Below are 21,512 nucleotides of genomic sequence, written 5' to 3' on the forward strand. Positions count from 1 at the left end.
CTAGTCTCGGCCCTTTCTATTCTTAGAATTTACAATAAAACGCGATAAGCTCACCAAATCAGATGAGGCCCCATTAAGGCCTACCACAACTTTTGTTTCAGGTGCTTCAGGAACGTGAACAGGTACACCTACTTCAGTACCAATCCGATCCGCTAATCCAGATAGTCTTGCCGTACCGCCAGTAAGCCATATGCCATGTTGCATAATATCAGCCACGATTTCTGGTGCCGTAGCACGAATCATTTGCTTAACCTCATCCAAGAGTCCTATCAAACATTCATTTACAACTTGGTACACTTCAGATTGATGAATCACACAACGTCTACCTAAGCCGTTCATCATATCGCGCCCCTGAAAGGCATACTCTGCATCCTCTAAAGGAGCGATAGCTGTACCTAATGTATGCTTAATATCTAATATGGTCTCATCAGATACGATAACGCCAAAACACTCACGCACATAGCGCAATAAGGCATTATTAATATCAGAACCACCAAAACGAATTGTTTTGCTATCTACGATACCACCTAAAGAAACAATCCCCATATCAATAGTGCCACCACCGATGTCAATAACCATAGATCCTTGCGCTTCAAAGATAGGCACACCACAACCAATAGCAGCTGCCACAGGTCGTTCAATGAGGAATACCTCTCGAGCACCAGCTTGAATAACAGCATCCATCATAGCTCGTTGCTCAACATCGGTCATGCCACAAGGAACCCCTACGACAACGCGGGCTCGACGCAACGCATTAGACACCTTATTAAGAAAGTAGCTAAGCATAGTATGCATAACACGATAGTCAACGATAAATCCATCCTTTAAAGGCGTTAACGGACGCCACATATCGGGCATGCGCAATACGAGGCGCGCCGCTTCATCACCAACGGCTACTACTTTTTCTTGTTTTGTATCAGTTGCTATAATCGATGGTTCGCTTATAACAGTCCCTCGCGTCCCCCCCATGAGGCGCGTTTGTATGGAACCAATATCTATACTTACATCTTTTCCTAGAGTAGGTAAAATGGAACTCATAGTAATTTCTCCTTCATTACATCATCATTCCATTTTACCATATATAACGCGACTTTTTCCATTGATATCAGTACCTTTCCTTTTGTTAAAAGCACAGATAACGCATAATCCCTGTACTCATAAGTCATACATAAAAATTACATAACTTCATACATATAATCTCATACACAATAAGGAAAAGCACTCATTTATAGGAACTTACCCATGCGTCAAAATTAGGTATAGTTCAAAATGAGTGCTTTTAATAATCTTACTTGGCTTTGTTCAGTTTATTTAGGCTCAGCTCAATTTACCAATTTCGCTGAGGCTCGTAAATTCATTATCCCCTATAACAATATGATCAAGTACAGGAATCCCCATAAATTGACCAGCACTAACAAACATTTTCGTTAGCCGTATATCTTCATCACTTGGTCTACTATCACCTGACGGGTGGTTATGGATTAGAATAATAGCCGCCGCATTGCATGCTATAGCTTTTTTAAATACTGCTCTTTGCTCTACAAGGCTTGATACCAATCCACCATTAGAGATATGCTCCAACTGAATAAGCTTATTTCGAGATGTTAGCATGGCAGCCCACACATGTTCCACATCTTCGTGCCGCAGTCGTTCCATCACATATTGAGCTATTACAAAAGGTTGCGAAAAATCTTCATAAGTCTCTTTAATCTTAAGCTCCCCTAGACGCCTACCCATTTCAAGTGCTGCACATAGCGTCACTGCTTTATCTCTACCAATACCCTTGATTTTGGTTAGATTATCTACGGTCATTCGGTTAAGACCATATACGCCATCATCAAAGGATTGTACGATATCACTTGCCAAAGAAATCGCAGATTGCCCCTTTACCCCTGTACGCAATAAAATAGCCAACAACTCCTCCATCGCCATATGTGAAGGGCCTAAGGCGAGAAATTTTTCTCGCGGGCGCTGGAATGGTAGCATATCTTTTACACTTACTGTTGGTACTTCCATAGAATCTCTCCATTCAAATAGATAACACCATTTGTAAATCAAACAATAAACACATCTACTCTCTTAAAAATTATTCAGCACAGCACAGCACAGCACAGCACAGCCAATTATATCACTATCTGTCTAATACGCTAGTACTATTTTGCCCCTAACGCCTTGCACAGTTCCTCGTATACATGTTCAACTGGTAACCCTACCACATTAGTATAAGAGCCCTCTATTTTATCTACCCATAATGCACCTTTTCCTTGGATGCCATAAGCTCCAGCCTTATCCATCGGTTCCCCACTAGCAATATAAGACTCAATTTCAAAGGGTGCTAATTGTTTAAAATATACTTTTGTTTCATTGTGAAAAACTATCTCCTCCCCTTTGATGAGTAACGCGACTCCAGTGATTACAGAATGTGCTCTACCCGATAAATGCTCCAACATATGGCGTGCATCGGATTCATCATGTGGCTTTCCTAATACTTTATTATCAAGGACAACAATAGTATCTGCGCCTAACACAATACTTCCGTCTGGAACACCTACAGCACAACGAGCCTTACCTAATGCTTGGGCTTTCACCATTTCAATAGGGTTGTCGTAACCCTCATTAGATTCCTCATAAGTACTGGATACAACAGTATGATCAATCCCAACCTGTGTTAATAATTCAGTTCTACGTGGTGATTGACTCGCCAAATATAATCCAGCCATATACGCTCCTTCGTATTAAAAAACTTGTACATAAAATTCTTGGTATAACTAAACTATCCTGCCTATCCCCCAGAACTTACCATCCCTTACATAGTTGTTCCTTTATCTTCTTTTGAAGAAATTAATCTTTCATAATATTCTTGTACATCTTCCCCATGTTTTACCGCATCAGCTCGCACCGCTGCATAAAATACAATATCCGCTTGAGGCACACGAATACGGCCAGGCACATGCTCTTCTAATATTTCAAAGAATCTATCGTCGGCTTTCAACAGCAAACGACCATTTTTAACTTTATTTCCATCTACAATAGAATACACAAGAGACCAAATCGGGCGCGGGTCAGAGGTAGAACATTTTCTATATTTATAGCGGTATTTAATATTTGTCAACAACTCACGTTCAAACTTGAACACCCCATCAATCATGTTATAATCTACTTCAAAATGACGATTTCTAAAGATAGAGTGCTCTTCAATCACAAGCTTTGTATCTGTCAAAATATATGTATATCTACTAACAGCCTGTTTAACCATAACAATGATGGCCATGATTTCAATAAAATACTCAGCTAATAAAACCGTATGTAATTGAATACTGCGATACGTTGTATAAGCTGCTGCACACAACAATAAAATCACAAAAAATACTACCAATAACTCTGCACTTCTGGTGCGCTGAGATTTTTCTTCATATAATACTGTCATGCTTTACCCCTTTTAAAGAAATCACTAATTAATAACTATACATCCTATTATAAGATATTCTATGCATAAAAACTACAAAAACCCCGTCCATATCCGAGATATAGACGGGGTTTTATGACTCTATTAGTCACTCAGTTCAGATGCGAACTATATTATTTTTTCAACGCTGCTGTAATACGTTGAGTATCACGAGCAATCATGATTTCTTCGTTTGTAGGAATTACAAAGATTTTAACCTTAGAGCCTTCAGCACTGATTTCTTGTTCTTTACCACGAACATTATTGCGTTCAGAATCAATACGAGTACCTAAATATTCCAAACCGTTACAGATTGCATCACGGTTACCAATACCGTTTTCACCAATACCAGCAGTAAAGATGATAGCATCTACACCGCCCATAACAGCAGCAAAGGCACCGATTACACGGCGAACTTTGTAATGGAACATATTCAATGCCAATTGTGCGCGTTTATTGCCGTTAGCAGCAGCTTCTTCAATCACACGGAAGTCATTGGATACACCAGAAATCCCTAATACACCGGATTCTTTATTCATAACTCTATCGATTTCTTCATAGGTCATACCTGTTTTTTCCATCAAGAATGGAACGATAGCAGGGTCAATATCACCTGTACGCGTACCCATGATCAAACCGGACAATGGAGTAAAGCCCATTGTAGTATCGATGGAGCGACCACCTTTAATAGCAGCCACAGAGGAACCATTACCCAAGTGGCATGTGATGATACGAAGATCAGTCATATGTTTACCCATTAATTCTGCACAACGTTGTGCTACATATTTATGGGACGTACCATGGAAGCCGTAACGACGAATACCGTAATCTTCATAATAAGAGTAAGGAAGCGCATACATATATGCTTCTTTTGGCATAGTTTGATGGAATGCAGTATCAAATACAGCAACCTGAGGTACATTCGGCATAATAGCTTCACAAGCTTCAATACCTTGAATGTTTGGTGGGTTATGCAATGGTGCAAGAGAAGCACATTCTTCCAATGCTTCCATAACTGCTGGAGTAATCAATACAGAATCAGCAAATTTTTCACCGCCGTGTACTACACGGTGACCTACAGCATCGATTTCATCCATAGAAGAAATAACACCAAATTCAGCATCAACTAAAATATCTAGCAAAATGCGAAGCGCTTCTTTATGGTTCAAAATTGGTTCAACCCGTTCTAATTTATCTGCATTAGGACGTTTGTGAGTGAAGATAGCATCTTGATCACCAATCTTTTCAAAAAGGCCTTTTGCCAATTCTGTTTCAGTTGTCATATCAAGTAATTGATATTTCAAAGAAGAACTACCGCAGTTAACTACTAATACGTTCATCGATTAACCCTCTTTCTGTTGTGTAACTTGAATCTTGTTTTGAATTTCTTTGCTGATATCAGAACCTACCTGATCCTTTTCAGGATATTGGTAGATTATATTCCACAATACGCCATGATCTAAGAATACGTATTGAGAAAAGCTAAATGTTTGCCCTTGTGTTGTATACGTCACATCAAGCTTCTTTGCAGATGTACCTTGTAAAGCTACAGATTCTTCCTTGATGGTTGCGCCCATCTTCGTGAATTCAGACTTGCTGCGATTTAAAAACTCATCAACCGTAGGCAATGGTTTATTGTCACCAGCACGCAATGCTTCAACTTCAATCACCATATGTTCTGTAACGGAACCATAAATATCAATTGGATACCCATCATCAGTCATATTTTTTGTACTTTTACCCATTTCATAAGGCAAGGCAATGGTAATCTCAGATTGACCAACACGGATAACTTGATGGCCAAAACTATATGTATCCATTACATTATTTGAGCCACATCCCGCCATTGCTAGCAGCACAGCACCGAGCAGAGTCCCTTGTAATGTACGTTTCCAATTTTGTTTCATCATATACCTCACATCAATTCAGCATTTACAGTTAATTATAGCCTATAGTGTCAAGAAAATCTATACTAAACTTAATATTTACACATAACATCATTTCTATAAACAAGCCTTTTATATGGATATCATGAAATGTAGTTTACAGCATTTCTTCGCTTTGTTACACTAACAATAATGAAAGGAGTCACTATGAAAACAATCGGTATTATCTGTGAATACAATCCATTTCACAATGGACATGCTCATCAATTACATACCTTAGCACAAGAGCATCCTGAAGCGCTGCGCATTTGTATCATGAGTGGTTCCTTTGTACAACGAGGAGAACCTGCTATTTTTTCTAAATTTGACCGTGCTCGTTGGGCTATTCTCGGTGGTGCAGACATCGTTATCGAGCTACCTACACTCTATTCTTTGGGTAGTGCACAACTGTTTGGAACAGGTGCTATTCGCATGGTAAAAGCTTTACATATCGATGCACTCTCCTTTGGTTCTGAAACGGCTGATCTAGATACACTCGTAGATATAGCTAAACGTATGGATTGTGAAAGTACTCAAACAGTATTACGGACCTATATTAACGAAGGCATGTCCTATGGCTCTGCCTTCCGTAAAGCCCTTAATACAGAGATGCTCAACACCCCTAATGCACTGTTAGGACTTGAATATATTCGGGCAGGACTTACCTATTATCCTTCCTTAAAATATATACCAATCTTACGCACATCAGATCATCACGAAGCGAATATTACAAAAGATTTCCCTTCTGGTACAGCATTACGTAAACTTATAACAGAAATGGCTACAGGTAGTAACAATTGTAATAAAAATAGTATCTACACTTTTACAGATATAGATACAACGACAATTACAAGTACAAATACAAATACAAATACAAATTCAACTGCAACTGCAACTGCAACTGTAACTACATTAACAAAATTAAATGCACTAAATAGTAAAATAAAATTACAACTTCAGTCAATCGTTCCTAAAACTATTGCAGACGATATGACTAATATAATTTCTAATGGTGCTTATGTAAACTATAACCGCTACTATGATATGCTCCACACCTTAAGTCGTCGTACATCAACTAACAAGCTAGAAAGCTTTGGAGAGTTCAACGAAGGCATTGAACACTTATGGTCCAAAGCGGCCCAACAACCTACGTGGAACTTGGCTATGAAGCAAATAAAATCAAAGCGCTATACCTATGCCCGTTTACAACGAATGGGAGCCTATCTCACCTTAGGAATACAAAAAGATTTACTACAAAGTGCTATACAGGAAGCGCCACAATATGCTCGCTTGCTAGCCTTCAACGATAGAGGTCGTCAATGGCTTCGAAATGATTTTGAAATACCACTTATTCAAAAATGGGCCAAAGCACCTAATGAATTAAATACGTTGGGACAAACGATGCATCAAATCGATACATTAGCTACAGATATACAGGCCTTATGCTTACATAATGAAGTTAAACGAATAGGTCATATGGACTACACCTATACGCCACAATACATAAAATAAGCAGAACTACAATCTGGTAGAAACATTCTGCACATAAATATAAGAGTCAAATAATTTAATTTTATTAAGATAATCATCTTATTATATGATAATACTCAAAAAATAAGGGGTTACAATACAGATTATTCCTGTATTGTAACCCCTTCTTCACCATCCAGATCAGCGACGGCAACGCGTACACTTTCAAGATGTGATGTAGGAATATTTTTACCTACATAGTCCGCTCGTATAGGCAATTCACGATGACCACGATCGACGAGGACGGCCAATTGAATAGATCTTGGTCTGCCAGCCGTCATTAATGCATTTAAAGCAGCACGAATAGTACGGCCCGTATACAAAACATCATCTACAAGGATAATTGTCTTTTCCGTTGTATCAATCGTACACGGTTCCCCCTCTTTAGGACGAGCATCACGATCATCACGATACACTGCAACATTCAAAGACTCACAATCAATATGAATACCTTCTATACGCTCAATTTCCGCTTGTAAACGTTTTGCCAAAATGACACCACGCCGTTCAATACCTACAATTAACGCATTAGATAAACCTTTATTGCGTTCTAAAATTTCATGACTAATACGACGAATCGCACGCATTATAGCGTCTTGATCCATTAGTAAGCGTTTCTTTTCCATATATACGCCCTTACAGCATAGGATTGTTCTATGCCCCTATATCCAAATAAGTAGTAAAAATAAGTACTTAGACAATCAATGTAAACATTTAGACTATTTTCGTTTATCTTCACGGTAGGTCTTAGCAAATTCTAAGCACGCCTCAAAGTCAGCTGGTACCGGTGCTTCAAAGTGCATTTCTTCACCTGTAATAGGGTGTTTAACATCTAACGATTTAGAATGTAATGCTTGCCCTTCTATAGGAAAATCCATACGTCTATATCCATAAAATGGGTCATTAACAACAGGATGTCCAATATGAGCAAAGTGAACACGAATTTGATGGGTTCTGCCAGTCTCCAAATTACATTCAACCAATGTTTGATGACCATAACGCTCCAATACTTTAAAATGTGTTACTGCATCTTTACTGTTTTCAAAGACAACAGCCATTTTCATACGGTCCTTAGGATGGCGTCCAATAGGCGCCTTTATAGTCCCCTTTTCTTCTACAATATTGCCTTGTACTAGCGCCCAGTACGTACGTCTTGCAGAATGTACTTTTACTTGCTCTGCTAGACCAATGTGTGCTGCATCATTTTTTGCCACCATCATAACACCAGACGTATCTTTATCTAAGCGATGCACAATACCTGGCCTAATTTCACCATTAATACCTGATAGGTCCTTACAATGGAATAATAGAGCATTTACAAGGGTTCCAGAATAATTCCCTACTGCAGGATGTACCACCATGCCACGAGGTTTATTAACAATAACAATATCGTGATCTTCGTATAAATAATCTATAGGGATATCCTCAGGTTTAACCTCAATCGATTCGGGCTCTGGGATTTCTACATGAATGATAGTATCAGGTGTAAGCCGAAGATTAGCCTTTCCTACTTTATCACCTACTGTAACATGACCACCTTTAATTAAACTTTGAATATAGCTACGAGATCCTTCCATCTGTTCAGTTAAAAATACATCTAGTCTCATGCCTTCTTGCTCAGCACTTACAATATATTCATTCATCCTCTATTCCTCTTTGAGTCAAGTATAAGATATATATTTATTGACGAATCAAGTCAATGATCTATAAAGGACCCTAATAATGAAAGCTATTCATGGTCCTCTTTCAATGAAAACAAATAAAATACAACAAAAGCTACACCTATGCAAATACCAATATCTGCCACATTAAAAATAGGCCATACACGAAAATCAAAAAAGTCCACTACCCCATGAATCATGTATCGGTCAATGCCATTACCAATTGCACCTGCGACTAATAAGGCGGATCCGATTTGCAAAGTCCAATGGCCCTTAGCTAATCGCTTCCAATAAAAAGCACAAACAGCTAATAGAACAAAAGCCACTAGTAAGAAAAACCATCGTTGATTCGCTAACATGCCAAAGGCTGCACCGCGATTAATAATATAGGTAAGATGAAATACATTAGGAATAACAGGTAAAGATTCACCTAACAAAAAATGATTCATTACATAATATTTAGTTAATTGGTCCAATAATAACCAAATGATAAGTACTGTATAAAACAAGATTAACTCCCTTACTATAATATAATTCTTAATAGTCCTATTATACTAAGTTACGCAAATTTAGGCAAAATAAAAAGCCCCTCAATGAGGGGCGTGTTTTATTTGTGATTACTCAGCGGAAATTACAGAAACTGGGCAAACGGATTCGCAAGAACCGCAATCGATGCAAGCATCGCCAATTTCGTATTTAGTTTCGCCTTCAGTAATGCAGGAAACTGGGCAAACAGATGCGCAAGAACCACATTTAATGCAACCATCAGCAATAACTCTCATAATTAGGACCTCCATCAAAATATAGATCAGAACTTTTTATTATCATTTAGAAAGGCACTTGCCTCAACTTATGTTCTCATTATCACACAGTTCAAATTGAAAGTCAAATGAAAATGATAAAAAATTATATAATATTTTGCATAATAATTGTTCCTTTTTATCATAAAAAGCCTATATTTATATGTATTTTGATATTTCTTTTCATTTATGTAATTGAGTTTAATAATCAATAATTGAGAATGCACTAATTATCATTTCAATTAAAATACGTACTATTATACTAGGAATTCAATTATCAATATTTATTATCATAAAAACTATTTTTTTATTACAACAGATTTAACACTTATCTATATTTTAATCTAACATATAAACTTCACTCTAAAAAAGGCCGAATCATACGATTCGACCTCATTTATATTTATAAAGTAAAGTAATATCTTTACTATTATTCACTATATAACAATAATACTATTTTTTTCTTATAGCACTTAGAAAGATGTTAAGAATGTTAGTGTACCTAAAATAACGCCTGCAAGGTTTGGTACGATTAAAATATAATCACGTTTAGGTGATTTTGTCCAACCATATAATACCCAGATCAAACAGGATACTGCTGCAAATAATGGTTGCCATGGTTGACTAGGTTGACCATGAAGATTAGCAATTATTTGTGGGATATAGGCTAAAAATACAAATACACCAATAAATGCACCAATAGAACCAACTAACATGTTAAATCTTTCTTTTGTCATAGATGACCTCCTTATTCAACATTACATTATTATATCTTACACAATATACTATATCATATTTTTTCGATGTAGTCAATTATGTAAAATTAATCATGCAAATTAGTTTAATTCATATTGCTTTTGATTACACTTATATGTAATCTATATTAAAATCATATAGACTAAAATCATAAAAAACGAGGCCGAATCTTACGATTCGACCTCGTGTGTGCTTGTATAGTAGAGTAACCTATTCCCTATTATTTACCAGGGAAGAATGGCCATACCATTGGAATGATAATTAAGCTTACTACGAAGCAAACTAAAATCAATGGAACGCCAGCTTTTACATAATCTGTAAATTTGTATTGGCCAGGACCAAGTACTAGTGTATTTGGAGGTGTACCTACAGGTGTACCGAATGCACAAGATGCAGCAACGCCGATAGCCATCAATACTGCATGAGGGTCAGCGCCCATACCTTGAGCAATGGAGATACCGATAGGTGCCAATAATGCACAAGATGCAGTGTTAGACATGAATTGAGTCATGATACAAGACAATGCAAATAATACTGCTGTTGCAAAGTAAGGGCTAGGATCAGACCCCATAACACCGATTACTGCATCAGCAATCATTTTACCTGCACCAGATTGGTCAAGTGCAGTTGCCACTGGCATCATACCAGCGAATAAGAAGATTGTTACCCAGTCAATAGATGTGTAAGCTTGTTTTTCGTTCAAGCAACCAGTTAATACGCAAAGCATTGCGCCAATAACTGCAACCATGCTCAATGGTAAATTAATACCAAAATATGTTTTTAGAGGATCCCCTAAAATCATAGCAATGATTACACCTAAAAGAATAAGACCAGAGTATAATTGTTTCTTAGGATCGTTAGAAATATCTTCAGCAGCTACTTCTTGTTCAACATCACCAGCATCAGTAATTTCATGTTTAGGTAATAGATGTTTACCAACGAGCATCATGAATACGATAGTAGCAACAGTCAAAGGAATACCAATCCAAGCAAATTCAAAGAAACCAAATGGTTCAATGCCAAATTTAGATAATGTACCACTTACAATGATATTAGGTGGTGTACCAACCATTGTAATGATACCACCGATACCTGCAGCAAATGCTAAAGGCATTAATTGGCGAGATGCAGGAATCTTAGCAACAGCACAGATACCAACAACCACAGGAAGTAACGCAGCTGTTGTACCAGTATTAGATAAGAATGCGGACATGGTAGCTGTTACGAGCATAATCGCAAGCATCAAGCCATTTTCGCTAGTCCCTGCATGAGATACTACGGTTTCCCCAATTTTTTGAGCCAAACCAGTGTAGAATAATGCAGCACCAACAACGAACATGCCTGCAAACAACACAACTGTACTATCAGATAAACCAGAGAATACAACCTTAGGAGTAATAATACCCATAAGGCCTAATGTAATTGCGCCGCCTAAAGAAGTAATAGCTAGAGGAATAATTTCCGTAACGAATAAAACAGCCATGACTGCAAGGACGATTAAGGTTTGTTCTGCAGTACCCATACATCATCATCTCCCTTCAGAGAAATGCACTGATATAGTTATAATAGGTATAAAATATAACCTACGATACCAATGGCAGAAGCCATCAAAAAAGTAATCCCATATCCCTCTCTTGTTTTAGGATACCCAAATAATAAAGTTTCACCTAAAAATCCTCGACGATTAAACCAAGAATATTTTGTTCTTTGTTGAAACCACTTAGCTTTGCCTTTATTACCGATAATCAGCGCTGTAATAAAAAAAACAATAAATGCCCATATAAAACAAATCAGTATTTTTAATTCAATTGATAACAAGTGACCACCTCTACTATATATAAAGCACTAGAAGGTTATTCTGTGAAATCTTGCTAATCACCTAATGACCGATCTGAAAAGCATTTATTGCAAATATTCCCTTTTTATGTATGATTACATAATGACCAAGGGCTTTTTGATTCACCAATAGGTGTACCTATTTAGGTACACCTGGGTGAATAATTATTAAATTATTAGTGGTTAGACAACATAGCAAGCATTGTACCTGCAGCTACTGCTGTACCGATAACGCCAGCTACGTTAGGACCCATAGCATGCATGAGCAAGAAGTTAGCTGGGTTAGCTTTCGCACCTACTACTTGAGATACGCGAGCCGCCATTGGAACCGCGGATACACCGGCAGAACCAATAAGTGGATTTGTTTTACCACCATCTACTAAGCTCATCAATTTACCAAATAATACGCCACCAGCAGTACCACCGATAAATGCAACTAAGCCTAAGCAGATAATAAGAATTGTTTGTACGCTTAAGAAATGTTCCGCACTCATTGTTAAACCAGTACCAGTTGCCAAGAAGATTGTAACAGTATTGATTAACGCATTTTGAGAAGTATCGGACAAACGTTCAGTTACGCCAGATTCACGGAACAAGTTACCTAACATCAACATACCTAAAAGGGATGTAATGGAAGGAAGCAATAAGGAAATGAAGATCGTTGCAACAATTGGGAACACGATTTTTTCAAAACGTGTAACTTCACGCAATTGCTCCATAACAATTTCGCGTTCTTTTTGCGTAGTGAATAATTTCATTACAGGCGGTTGAATCAACGGTACCAAGGACATATAGGAATATGCGGCAACCGCGATAGCACCTAATAAATGAGGAGCTAGTTTAGTAGCTAAGTAAATGGATGTAGGGCCGTCAGCACCACCGATGATACCGATAGCAGCTGCTTCTTGAGCTGTGAAGCCAAGCATCATTGCGCCACCTAAAGCAACGAATACGCCGATTTGAGCGGCAGCGCCTAAAAGCAATGTTTTAGGATTAGCAATGAGTGGACCAAAGTCAGTCATTGCACCTACACCTAGGAAAATTAAAGGTGGGAAGATTTCTTGGGAGATACCTGCGCTAATAAGTGCCATAACGCCTTCTTCGAAACCGTTACGAGGAATATTGGCAAGTATACAACCAAACGCAATCGGACCCAACAATAAAGGTTCAAACTCTTTAGCAAATGCCAAATACAATAGGATCAAACCTACAAGAATCATAATAGCATTGCCTGTTGTAAATGCGAGGAACCCGCTATCTGTAATAACGGATTGAATCGCAACAGCAAAAGCCTCCATATGCGTTCCCCTTTCACAAATATAAAATTGTTAGATGACGTGGCGCAGCCACGTCATACAACACTTGGTATTAGCCAAGAACAACCATGTCGTCACCAGTGGATACAGTTTGGTTAGCAGATACGCGAACTTCGGAAACTACAGCATCATGTGGAGCTGCGATTTCATTTTGCATTTTCATAGCTTCAAGGATCAACAAAGTTTCGCCTTTTTTAACTGCTTGACCAGCAGATACTGCTACAGATAAGATTTTACCAGGCATTGGAGCTTTTACAGTTTCAGCACCTGCTGGAACTGGAGCTGCTGCTGCAGCAGGAGCTGGTGCTGGTGCAGGAGCTGCTTTAGGAGCTGGAGCTGCTGCTGGAGCTGCTTTAGGAGCTGCTGCTGGAGCCGCTGCTTTCACTTCATTAACTTCTACATCATATGCTGTACCATTTACTGTAACGTTGAATTTTTTCATTTTAAATTCCTCCAAAATGTGTAATTTCTACACAAAACTTATAAATATTTTTACACATATAATTGAGTAATCCTATGGATTATCAAATTAGCCAATTATCTTATCGATTACCACGCAAACGGCCTTCCATTTTCCAATTGTAGCTTACGATTGGACGGATATGCGCGATTTGATCAGCGGAATAACCCATTGCCGCTAATGCACCAACGATTACTGCCACTACATCTTGAGATGGAGCTTTACCGTTAGTTGTTGTAGCATTGCTCATTACAAATGCCTCCTAAAATTATTTTAACCTCTACCGCTTAAGCGACCTTCCAAGCGCCATTTAGCACTAGTTGCTGTAGGTCGAATAGATGCAATTTGTTCAGATGAGTACCCCATCGCCACAATGGCACCTACGATAGCTGCTACTACTTCACCTTCATTTTGAGCAGATGCATTTGGTGCAGCCACCGGTGTAGCTGCGGGAGCCGCAACAGGTGCACTTGGTGGTACGTCTTTTTTCTTCTTAGTAGGGTCAATCAAATGAACGATTGTCATCAAAATACCTAAAAGAATCAACACAACAAATACAACTGTCATATTAATGGCCATGATTAACCAAGGATTGGTAGTAACTGCTTGTCCTTCCATAATCATTCCCCTTTCTAAAAAAGTAGTAAAGAAAGGTATCTCCCAAATTCGATGATATGTTTACCGAATCGAATTATAATGGAATATTACCATGTTTCTTTGGAGCACGGTTTTCGCGTTTGCTTGCAAGCATAGCCAAAGCGTTGATAACTGCTGGACGAGTTTGTTTAGGTTCGATTACAACATCTACGAAGCCACGTTCTGCAGCTTTGTAAGGAGTCGCAAACTCTTCTACATATTTAGCTGTTTTAGCATCTTTATCTTCGTCTTTCTTGAAAATAATATTAGCTGCACCAGCAGGACCCATTACAGCGATTTCGGATGTAGGCCAAGCATATACTTGGTCTGCGCCTAAATCTTGGGAACACATAGCGAGGTAGGAACCGCCATATGCTTTACGAGTGATGACAGTAATTTTTGGTACTGTAGCTTCAGAGTAAGCATATAACATTTTAGCACCATGACGAATGATACCGCCCCATTCTTGATTTGTGCCAGGCAAGAAACCAGGAACGTCAACAAAGTTAACGATTGGAATATTAAAAGCATCACAGAAACGGATGAAACGGGAAGATTTGTCAGAAGCGTTAATGTCTAAGCAACCAGCCATTACTTTTGGTTGGTTAGCAATGATACCAACGGATTGACCATCAAAACGAGCGAAGCAAGTAATGATATTAGTAGCATAGAATGGTTGTACTTCATAGTATTCGCCATTATCTACAGTAGCTGCGATAACATCTTTCATGTCGTAAGGCATGTTACTGTTATCTGGCAACAAGCTATTCAAGCTTTCATCCTCACGAGTTGGATCGTCACCAGTATCTACCAATGGAGCATCTTCCATATTGTTGGATGGCAAGAAGCCTAATAAGTAACGAATTTGAGCGATACAATCATCTTCATTTTCAGCTGCAAAGTGAGCAACACCAGACACGGAGTTGTGAGCCATTGCACCACCAAGATCTTCAGCGGTTACTTCTTCACCAGTTACAGATTTGATTACTGCAGGACCAGTGATGAACATTTGAGAAGTATTTTTAACCATGTAGATGAAGTCAGTCAATGCTGGAGAATATACAGCACCGCCCGCACATGGGCCCATGATTACGGAAATTTGTGGAATAACACCAGATGCATTTGTATTTTCAAAGAAAATTTTACCGTAACCAGCAAGGGCATCTACTGCTTCTTGAATACGAGCACCGCCGGAATCGTTGATACCAACAATAGGAGCACCCATTTTCATTGCTAAACGTTGTACTTTAACGATTTTAGCAGCATGCATTTCACCAAGAGAACCACCTTCTACAGTGAAATCTTGTGCGAATGCATATACTAAACGACCGTCGATAGTACCATAACCTGTTACTACACCTTCGCCTGGTAATTCTTTCTTTTCTTGACCGAAGTTAACACAACGATGTTTAACGAATTGATCAAGTTCAACGAAGGAATTATCATCGAACAATTTAGCCAAGCGTTCGCGAGCAGTCATTTTACCTTGAGCATGTTGTTTCTCAACGCGTTTTTCGCCGCCACCAGCTTTAACTTTAGCTAGCTTTTCGTGCAATAACTCGATTTTTTCCTGCACTGTTGCCATTATAGCACCTCCAAATAAAACTTGTTACAGTATCATTTTATTTCATAAATGAATAAAGTTCAAGAAGCATACATATTTAATATATAACGTAGAATTATATGTATATGTATATCTACAACTCATATATAGTGATGTGAATTGGATACTGTATTATTTCATACGTTGACATAATTCAAGCAATACACCACCAGTTGCTTTTGGATGTAAGAAAGCAATTGAGGAACCGCCTGCACCATAACGAGGTTTTTCGTCAATCATACGAACGCCTTTAGCCATCAAATCAGCAATAGCATTTTCAATATTGTCAACGCGCAATGCAACGTGTTGGATACCATCACGACCACCATTTTTTTCGATAAATTTACCGATAGGGCCATCTGGAGTTGTAGTTTCTAAGAATTCAAGTTCAGCATCACCACAAGGGAAGAAGGATACTTTTACCTTTTGTTCTTCTACGATTTCGTCTTCAGGAAGATGTTCAATGCCTAATGCATTTTTATAGAATTCTTTAGTTGCTGCTAAATCATTAACACCAATACCGATGTGATCCACTTGTAATACTTTAAAAGCCATTTTGATTATCTCCTTTTCAAGGCTAAATCTCTAATGCTATGTAGTCGCCGTCTACTTTAGCACGCTTGTCATTACGCCATTAACAACTGTATATGGATCGCTTTCGCGTTCATTAACAGCTGCCACTTGGCTATTAAATTCGTCGCTTGTAACAATTTTATCAGCTACATAACGACCAATTTGTTCATTAATCATTGCGATGATTTCATCACGAGTACGTTCTGCCCGACGAGATTCCAATTCACCAGAATCTTCAAGATACTCAAAATGTTCATCTAAAGCGTCGATAAGTTCATCTACGCCTTGGTCTTTACTAGCAATTGTGCGCTTAATTGGTGGGCGCCATTTTACTTCACGAGAATCTAGGTCAAGCATCATTTCAATTTCTACATTCAAACGATCGCAACCATCTCGGTCAGCTTTGTTGATAGCAAATACATCGCCAATTTCAAGAATACCCGCCTTGATAGCTTGGATATCATCACCGAGACCAGGAACCAGTACAACCAATGTAGTATCAGCATTTTTTACAATATCTACTTCAGATTGACCTACGCCTACAGTTTCAATAATTACTAAATCCATGCCAAAGGCATCCATGAGTTTTACAACGTCTGCAGTCTTTTTAGATAATCCACCAAGACTACCACGCGTGCCCATGCTTCGAATGAATACATTTTCATTTAATGTTAAATCATTCATTCGAATACGGTCCCCCAAGATAGCACCTCCAGAGAATGGGCTAGTTGGGTCGATGGCAACGATGCCGATTTTTTTACCTTGATCTAAATAATGTTTAACTACCTTATCGGTCAAAGTACTTTTACCAGCACCAGGGGCCCCTGTAATACCGAGAATACGTGCGTTCCCCGTTTTAGGGTAAATTGCCTTCATAATATCGATGGCATTATCATACTCGTTTTCTACAGCTGTTATGGACCGTGCTAAGGCTAGTCTAGAACCTTCAAAAAGGCCTTTAACTAAATCCATTCGCCTCACCACCTATCTTCGAATATGGGAATAGAGGGGAGCCAACTATTCGAGTTGCACCCCTCTTTGCCCTAAGCAATTATTTTACGTTTTCTTTAATAAAGTTAACGATATCGCTAGTTGGTGTGCCAGGTGTGAATACTGCTGCTACGCCAGCTTTTTTCAAGCCAGGAATATCAGCATCAGGAATAACGCCACCACCGATTACAAGAACATCCCCCATGCCTTTTTCTTTCAAAAGTTCAACAATTTTAGGGAACAATGTATTGTGAGCACCGGAAAGAAGAGATAATGCAACTACATTAACGTCTTCAGAAAGTGCTGCTTCAACGATTTGTTCTGGTGTTTGACGAAGACCAGTGTAGATTACTTCGAAACCAGCATCGCGAAGTGCGCGTGCTACTACTTTTGCACCACGGTCATGACCATCAAGACCTGGTTTTGCTACAATTACTCTAATACGTTTTTCTGCCATGATATATTACCTCCGAAATCAGCCGATATTATAATGTGGAATGAGCTTCGTATTCACCGAATACTTCGCGCAATACATTACAAATTTCACCCAAAGTAGCATATGTTTTAACTGCTGCAAGAATTAATGGCATCAAGTTAACAGATTCGTCAGCTGCGCCAGCTTTCAAATCAGCTAAGGCTTTATCAACTGCGGCTTGATCGCGGTTAGCACGAACTGCTTGAGTTTTCTTAGATTGGTTAACACCTACGGAAGCATCTACGCGAAGTAAGTCTTTTGGAGCTTCTTCTTCGACTTGGAATTTATTTACGCCAACGATTGTGCGCAAGCCAGATTCAACTTCCATTTGCCATTTGTAAGCGGATTCTTGAATTTCTTTTTGGATGTAGCCTTTTTCGATTGCTACTACAGCGCCGCCCATTTCATCAATTTTTTTGATGTATGCCATAGCTTCGTCATAGATAGCATTAGTCATAGCTTCAACATAGTAAGAGCCGCCCAATGGGTCAACTACGTCAGCCAAACCAGATTCGTAAGCCACGATTTGTTGAGTACGAAGAGCTACTTGTACAGATGCTTCTGTAGGAAGAGCCAAAGCTTCGTCACGGGAGTTTGTATGTAAGGATTGAGTACCGCCCATTACAGCAGCTGCAGTTTGAAGAGCAACACGAACGATGTTGTTATCAACTTGTTGTGCAGTCAACATGGAGCCCGCTGTTTGAGTATGTACACGAAGCATCATGGATTTTGGTTTTTTAGCACCAAAACGTTCTTTCATGATTGTTGCCCATAAGCGACGAGATGCGCGGAATTTAGCAACTTCTTCAAGTACATTATTATGAGCATTCCAGAAGAAGGAAAGACGACCAGCAAATGTATCAACATCAAGACCAGCTTTCAAAGCTGCTTCTACGTATGCGATACCATCAGCAATTGTAAATGCGATTTCTTGTGCTGCTGTGGAACCTGCTTCACGGATATGGTAACCGGAAATAGAAATTGTATTCCATTTTGGAACGTATTGAGAACAATATTCGAAGATATTAGTGATCAAACGCATAGATGGTTTTGGAGGGAAAATGTAAGTACCACGAGCTGCATATTCTTTCAAAATATCATTTTGAATAGTACCTTTCAATTCTGTGGAAGGTACACCTTGTTTTTCAGCTACTGCAATATACATTGCCAACAAAACGGATGCTGGAGCGTTGATTGTCATGGAAGTGGATACTTTGCCAAGGTCGATGCCATCGAACAAGATTTCCATATCTGCCAAAGAGTCAATCGCTACACCTACTTTACCAACTTCGCCTTCAGCCATAACATCATCAGAGTCATAACCGATTTGAGTTGGCAAGTCAAATGCACAGGAAAGACCTGTTGCACCGGATTCGATTAGGTAGCGGTAACGTTTGTTAGATTCTTCAGCTGTAGCGAAGCCTGCATACATACGCATTGTCCAGAAACGACCACGGTACATAGTAGGTTGTACGCCACGAGTATAAGGGAATTCGCCAGGCATTCCCAAATCGCGTTCATAGTCAAAGCCTTCAATATCAACTGGTGTATACACACGGTTGTATTTTAAGTTTTGACGTTCTGGAGTTTTTGCGCATTTTTCGTCACAAAGTTTGTTGTACTCAGCAATTTGGGCTTTTAAGTTTTCGTAAGCCATGTTTTCATCATCCTCCTAAAAAAACAGGTTATTTTTTCATGCTTCCAGTTTCTGTGAAGCGTTTATGCCAAGAAAGAGCTTCATCAAGCAACATTGGTGTATGGGCATTCTTTGTTGCAGCTAATGCTTTTTCTAGGTATTCAGTTAACATAGGTTTGTAGTCTGGGTGAGCACATTTTTCAATAATCAAACGAGCTCTTTCCACTGGGCTCAAACCACGACAGTCAGCAACACCTTGTTCTGTACAGAAAATCATAGTGTCATGTTCTGGATGATCCACATGGGATACATATGGAACGATAGAACTGATGTCGCCATTTTTAGCAACGGAGTTAGTACAGAAGATAGTGAGATATGCACTACGTGCAAAATCACCAGAACCACCAACACCATTCATCATTTTGCTACCCATAATATGAGTAGAGTTTACATTGCCAAAAATATCAAATTCGATAGCGGTATTCATGGCAATGACACCAATACGACGGGCAATACCAGGGTTATTGGAAATTTCTTGCGGACGAAGAATAATTTTTTTACGATATTCATCAATATTCGCATAGAAACGTTTCAACCCATCTGGAGAAGGACTCAATGCAGTACCAGAACATACAGTTACTTTACCAGCATCGATCAAGTCAAACATACCGTCTTGGATTACTTCTGTATAAATAGATAAATCTGTGAATGGCCCTTTAGCAAGACCACTGATTACCGCATTTGCAACGGAACCTACACCAGATTGCAATGGAAGCAAGTTTTTAGGCAAACGCCCTTCTGCAATTTCTTGTTCGAAGAATTTAATAAGGTGTTGACTCATTGCCTTTGCATCATCATCAATAGGCGCTAAAGGTCTTGTTGTATCAGGAACATCACAAGGTACTACTGCAACAATTTTACTTGGGTCACAAGGAATTGCTTCAGTACCAATACGATCACCAGGTGTTTCCAATGGAATTGGTTTACGATGTGGTGGATCGAGTGGTTCATAGATATCATGCATACCTACCAAGGAAAGTGGTTGAGATACATTTACTTCTACGATAACCTTTTTAGCTTGGCTAACAAATGTTGGAGAGTTCCCAACAGATGTAGTTGGAACAATGGAGCCGTCTTCGTTAATTTGTGCAGCTTCGATAATCGCTACATCTAAATCACCAAAGAAGCCATATCGAACATTTTGTGCCATTGTGCTTAAATGCATATCGATGTATTTAACAGCACCGCTATTTAAGGCTTTACGTGTATCCCCATTTGTTTGATATGGGAAACGACGATTGATACCGTTAGCACGAGTTAACGCACCATCAGCTTCATCACCTACGGAAGCACCTGTCCACAAATCAATTTTGAATGGTTCTTTTTCCATTCTTTCTGCCAATGCCAATGGTACTGCCTTTGCATAACCCGATGGTGTAAAGCCGGAAATACCAACTTTATCATTAGGGTTAATCAACTGGGCTGCATCATAAGCAGTGACAATTTTACCTTGCAGGTCCACATTTTTTACGCGGTCTTTGATGTCTATCACCATAACCATCTCCTTTAAGAGTAACATTGTTAAACGACAATTGAATCTCTTTGGTCTAATACGTTCCTTAAACCGACTTCATCGTAGTCCACATCCAATGTATTGTCAACTTATATGACTAAAATGTATTTTTTATCACACTCTACCCGTGCATTATGACTAAAACGCATGGATTTTTACAATTTTACATAAGTTTTATTCACACCGATATAACTCACAGGAATTATTAATTTAATAGTATATATTGTTGTTTTTTTATGTATATCGAACTATCCCAATACAACATATAGAGTCTTCTCAATATAATAAAAAAATATA

At 38.7% G+C, this 21,512-nt stretch carries 24 protein-coding genes; 1 reads left to right on the top strand and 23 read right to left on the bottom strand.

The window, feature by feature from the left end; translation table 11 throughout:
- From AAA071_RS03265 to AAA071_RS03290, 6 genes are all read right to left on the bottom strand, one after another.
- Positions 1-1,038 carry a rod shape-determining protein gene (locus AAA071_RS03265; protein WP_004698656.1) on the bottom strand — a complete coding sequence of 346 codons (1,038 nt, stop codon included), beginning with the start codon at positions 1,036-1,038 and terminating at the stop codon, positions 1-3.
- A 279-nt stretch (positions 1,039-1,317) separates the two neighbouring features.
- Positions 1,318-2,016: a RadC family protein gene (gene radC / locus AAA071_RS03270; protein WP_004696456.1), complete on the bottom strand. Its 699-nt coding sequence runs from the start codon at positions 2,014-2,016 to the stop codon at positions 1,318-1,320.
- Between the two features lie 137 nt (positions 2,017-2,153).
- Positions 2,154-2,720, bottom strand: a complete 567-nt coding sequence (locus tag AAA071_RS03275; RefSeq protein WP_004698546.1) for a Maf family protein — start codon at positions 2,718-2,720, stop codon at positions 2,154-2,156.
- 86 nt (positions 2,721-2,806) lie between these two features.
- A complete protein-coding gene (locus AAA071_RS03280) occupies positions 2,807-3,427 on the bottom strand; it encodes a hypothetical protein (RefSeq protein ID WP_105086664.1) in 621 nt (206 codons plus the stop codon).
- A gap of 152 nt (positions 3,428-3,579) precedes the next feature.
- A complete protein-coding gene (locus tag AAA071_RS03285) occupies positions 3,580-4,785 on the bottom strand; it encodes an acetate/propionate family kinase (protein ID WP_278466384.1) in 1,206 nt (401 codons plus the stop codon).
- A gap of 3 nt (positions 4,786-4,788) precedes the next feature.
- Entirely contained in the window at positions 4,789-5,352 is a 564-nt protein-coding gene (locus tag AAA071_RS03290; RefSeq protein WP_349234047.1) for a hypothetical protein, read from the bottom strand.
- Positions 5,353-5,538: 186 nt separating this feature from the next.
- On the opposite strand from AAA071_RS03290, the gene AAA071_RS03295 reads away from it, so the two are divergent.
- Positions 5,539-6,882 carry a tRNA(Met) cytidine acetate ligase gene (locus AAA071_RS03295; protein WP_349234027.1) on the top strand — a complete coding sequence of 448 codons (1,344 nt, stop codon included), beginning with the start codon at positions 5,539-5,541 and terminating at the stop codon, positions 6,880-6,882.
- 122 nt (positions 6,883-7,004) lie between these two features.
- Here AAA071_RS03295 and pyrR read toward each other — a convergent pair whose 3' ends face one another.
- From pyrR to scpC, 17 genes are all read right to left on the bottom strand, one after another.
- Complete coding sequence (pyrR, locus tag AAA071_RS03300; protein WP_004696466.1) at positions 7,005-7,526, bottom strand: bifunctional pyr operon transcriptional regulator/uracil phosphoribosyltransferase PyrR; 522 nt, start codon at positions 7,524-7,526, stop codon at positions 7,005-7,007.
- A gap of 93 nt (positions 7,527-7,619) precedes the next feature.
- Positions 7,620-8,543, bottom strand: coding sequence for an RluA family pseudouridine synthase (locus AAA071_RS03305; RefSeq protein ID WP_349234028.1), 924 nt, complete (start codon positions 8,541-8,543; stop codon positions 7,620-7,622).
- A gap of 86 nt (positions 8,544-8,629) precedes the next feature.
- Complete coding sequence (gene lspA, locus AAA071_RS03310) at positions 8,630-9,073, bottom strand: signal peptidase II (RefSeq protein WP_287507655.1); 444 nt, start codon at positions 9,071-9,073, stop codon at positions 8,630-8,632.
- 105 nt (positions 9,074-9,178) lie between these two features.
- Positions 9,179-9,343 carry a 4Fe-4S ferredoxin gene (gene fdxA, locus AAA071_RS03315; RefSeq protein ID WP_004696472.1) on the bottom strand — a complete coding sequence of 55 codons (165 nt, stop codon included), beginning with the start codon at positions 9,341-9,343 and terminating at the stop codon, positions 9,179-9,181.
- Positions 9,344-9,834: 491 nt separating this feature from the next.
- Complete coding sequence (locus tag AAA071_RS03320; RefSeq protein WP_004696474.1) at positions 9,835-10,098, bottom strand: SemiSWEET family transporter; 264 nt, start codon at positions 10,096-10,098, stop codon at positions 9,835-9,837.
- A gap of 239 nt (positions 10,099-10,337) precedes the next feature.
- A complete protein-coding gene (locus tag AAA071_RS03325; RefSeq protein WP_021148363.1) occupies positions 10,338-11,639 on the bottom strand; it encodes an SLC13 family permease in 1,302 nt (433 codons plus the stop codon).
- A gap of 38 nt (positions 11,640-11,677) precedes the next feature.
- Positions 11,678-11,935 carry a hypothetical protein gene (locus AAA071_RS03330; RefSeq protein WP_008601433.1) on the bottom strand — a complete coding sequence of 86 codons (258 nt, stop codon included), beginning with the start codon at positions 11,933-11,935 and terminating at the stop codon, positions 11,678-11,680.
- Between the two features lie 194 nt (positions 11,936-12,129).
- Complete coding sequence (mmdB, locus tag AAA071_RS03335; RefSeq protein WP_008601435.1) at positions 12,130-13,251, bottom strand: methylmalonyl-CoA decarboxylase subunit beta; 1,122 nt, start codon at positions 13,249-13,251, stop codon at positions 12,130-12,132.
- A 70-nt stretch (positions 13,252-13,321) separates the two neighbouring features.
- Positions 13,322-13,711 carry a methylmalonyl-CoA decarboxylase subunit gamma gene (gene mmdC, locus AAA071_RS03340; protein ID WP_004696481.1) on the bottom strand — a complete coding sequence of 130 codons (390 nt, stop codon included), beginning with the start codon at positions 13,709-13,711 and terminating at the stop codon, positions 13,322-13,324.
- A 100-nt stretch (positions 13,712-13,811) separates the two neighbouring features.
- Positions 13,812-13,979, bottom strand: coding sequence for a methylmalonyl-CoA decarboxylase subunit epsilon (mmdE, locus tag AAA071_RS03345; protein ID WP_004696483.1), 168 nt, complete (start codon positions 13,977-13,979; stop codon positions 13,812-13,814).
- 23 nt (positions 13,980-14,002) lie between these two features.
- Positions 14,003-14,347, bottom strand: a complete 345-nt coding sequence (gene mmdD, locus AAA071_RS03350; protein ID WP_039965050.1) for a methylmalonyl-CoA decarboxylase subunit delta — start codon at positions 14,345-14,347, stop codon at positions 14,003-14,005.
- A gap of 73 nt (positions 14,348-14,420) precedes the next feature.
- A complete protein-coding gene (gene mmdA, locus AAA071_RS03355; RefSeq protein WP_004696486.1) occupies positions 14,421-15,950 on the bottom strand; it encodes a methylmalonyl-CoA decarboxylase subunit alpha in 1,530 nt (509 codons plus the stop codon).
- Positions 15,951-16,100: 150 nt separating this feature from the next.
- On the bottom strand, positions 16,101-16,523 hold the full coding sequence (gene mce / locus AAA071_RS03360; RefSeq protein WP_004696488.1) for a methylmalonyl-CoA epimerase: 423 nt from the start codon (positions 16,521-16,523) through the stop codon (positions 16,101-16,103).
- Positions 16,524-16,574: 51 nt separating this feature from the next.
- Positions 16,575-17,513, bottom strand: a complete 939-nt coding sequence (gene meaB, locus AAA071_RS03365) for a methylmalonyl Co-A mutase-associated GTPase MeaB (protein ID WP_004696489.1) — start codon at positions 17,511-17,513, stop codon at positions 16,575-16,577.
- A gap of 79 nt (positions 17,514-17,592) precedes the next feature.
- The gene (locus AAA071_RS03370) at positions 17,593-17,988 is read right to left on the bottom strand and encodes a cobalamin B12-binding domain-containing protein (protein ID WP_004696492.1); all 396 of its coding nucleotides are present in this window, start codon (positions 17,986-17,988) and stop codon (positions 17,593-17,595) included.
- 28 nt (positions 17,989-18,016) lie between these two features.
- Positions 18,017-19,663, bottom strand: a complete 1,647-nt coding sequence (locus tag AAA071_RS03375; RefSeq protein ID WP_004698747.1) for an acyl-CoA mutase large subunit family protein — start codon at positions 19,661-19,663, stop codon at positions 18,017-18,019.
- A 28-nt stretch (positions 19,664-19,691) separates the two neighbouring features.
- On the bottom strand, positions 19,692-21,197 hold the full coding sequence (gene scpC / locus AAA071_RS03380; protein WP_004698680.1) for a succinyl-CoA:acetate CoA-transferase ScpC: 1,506 nt from the start codon (positions 21,195-21,197) through the stop codon (positions 19,692-19,694).
- Positions 21,198-21,512: the final 315 nt, after the last annotated feature.

It is taken from the genome of Veillonella parvula, assembly GCF_040097785.1.
Lineage (GTDB): Bacteria > Bacillota > Negativicutes > Veillonellales > Veillonellaceae > Veillonella > Veillonella parvula_D.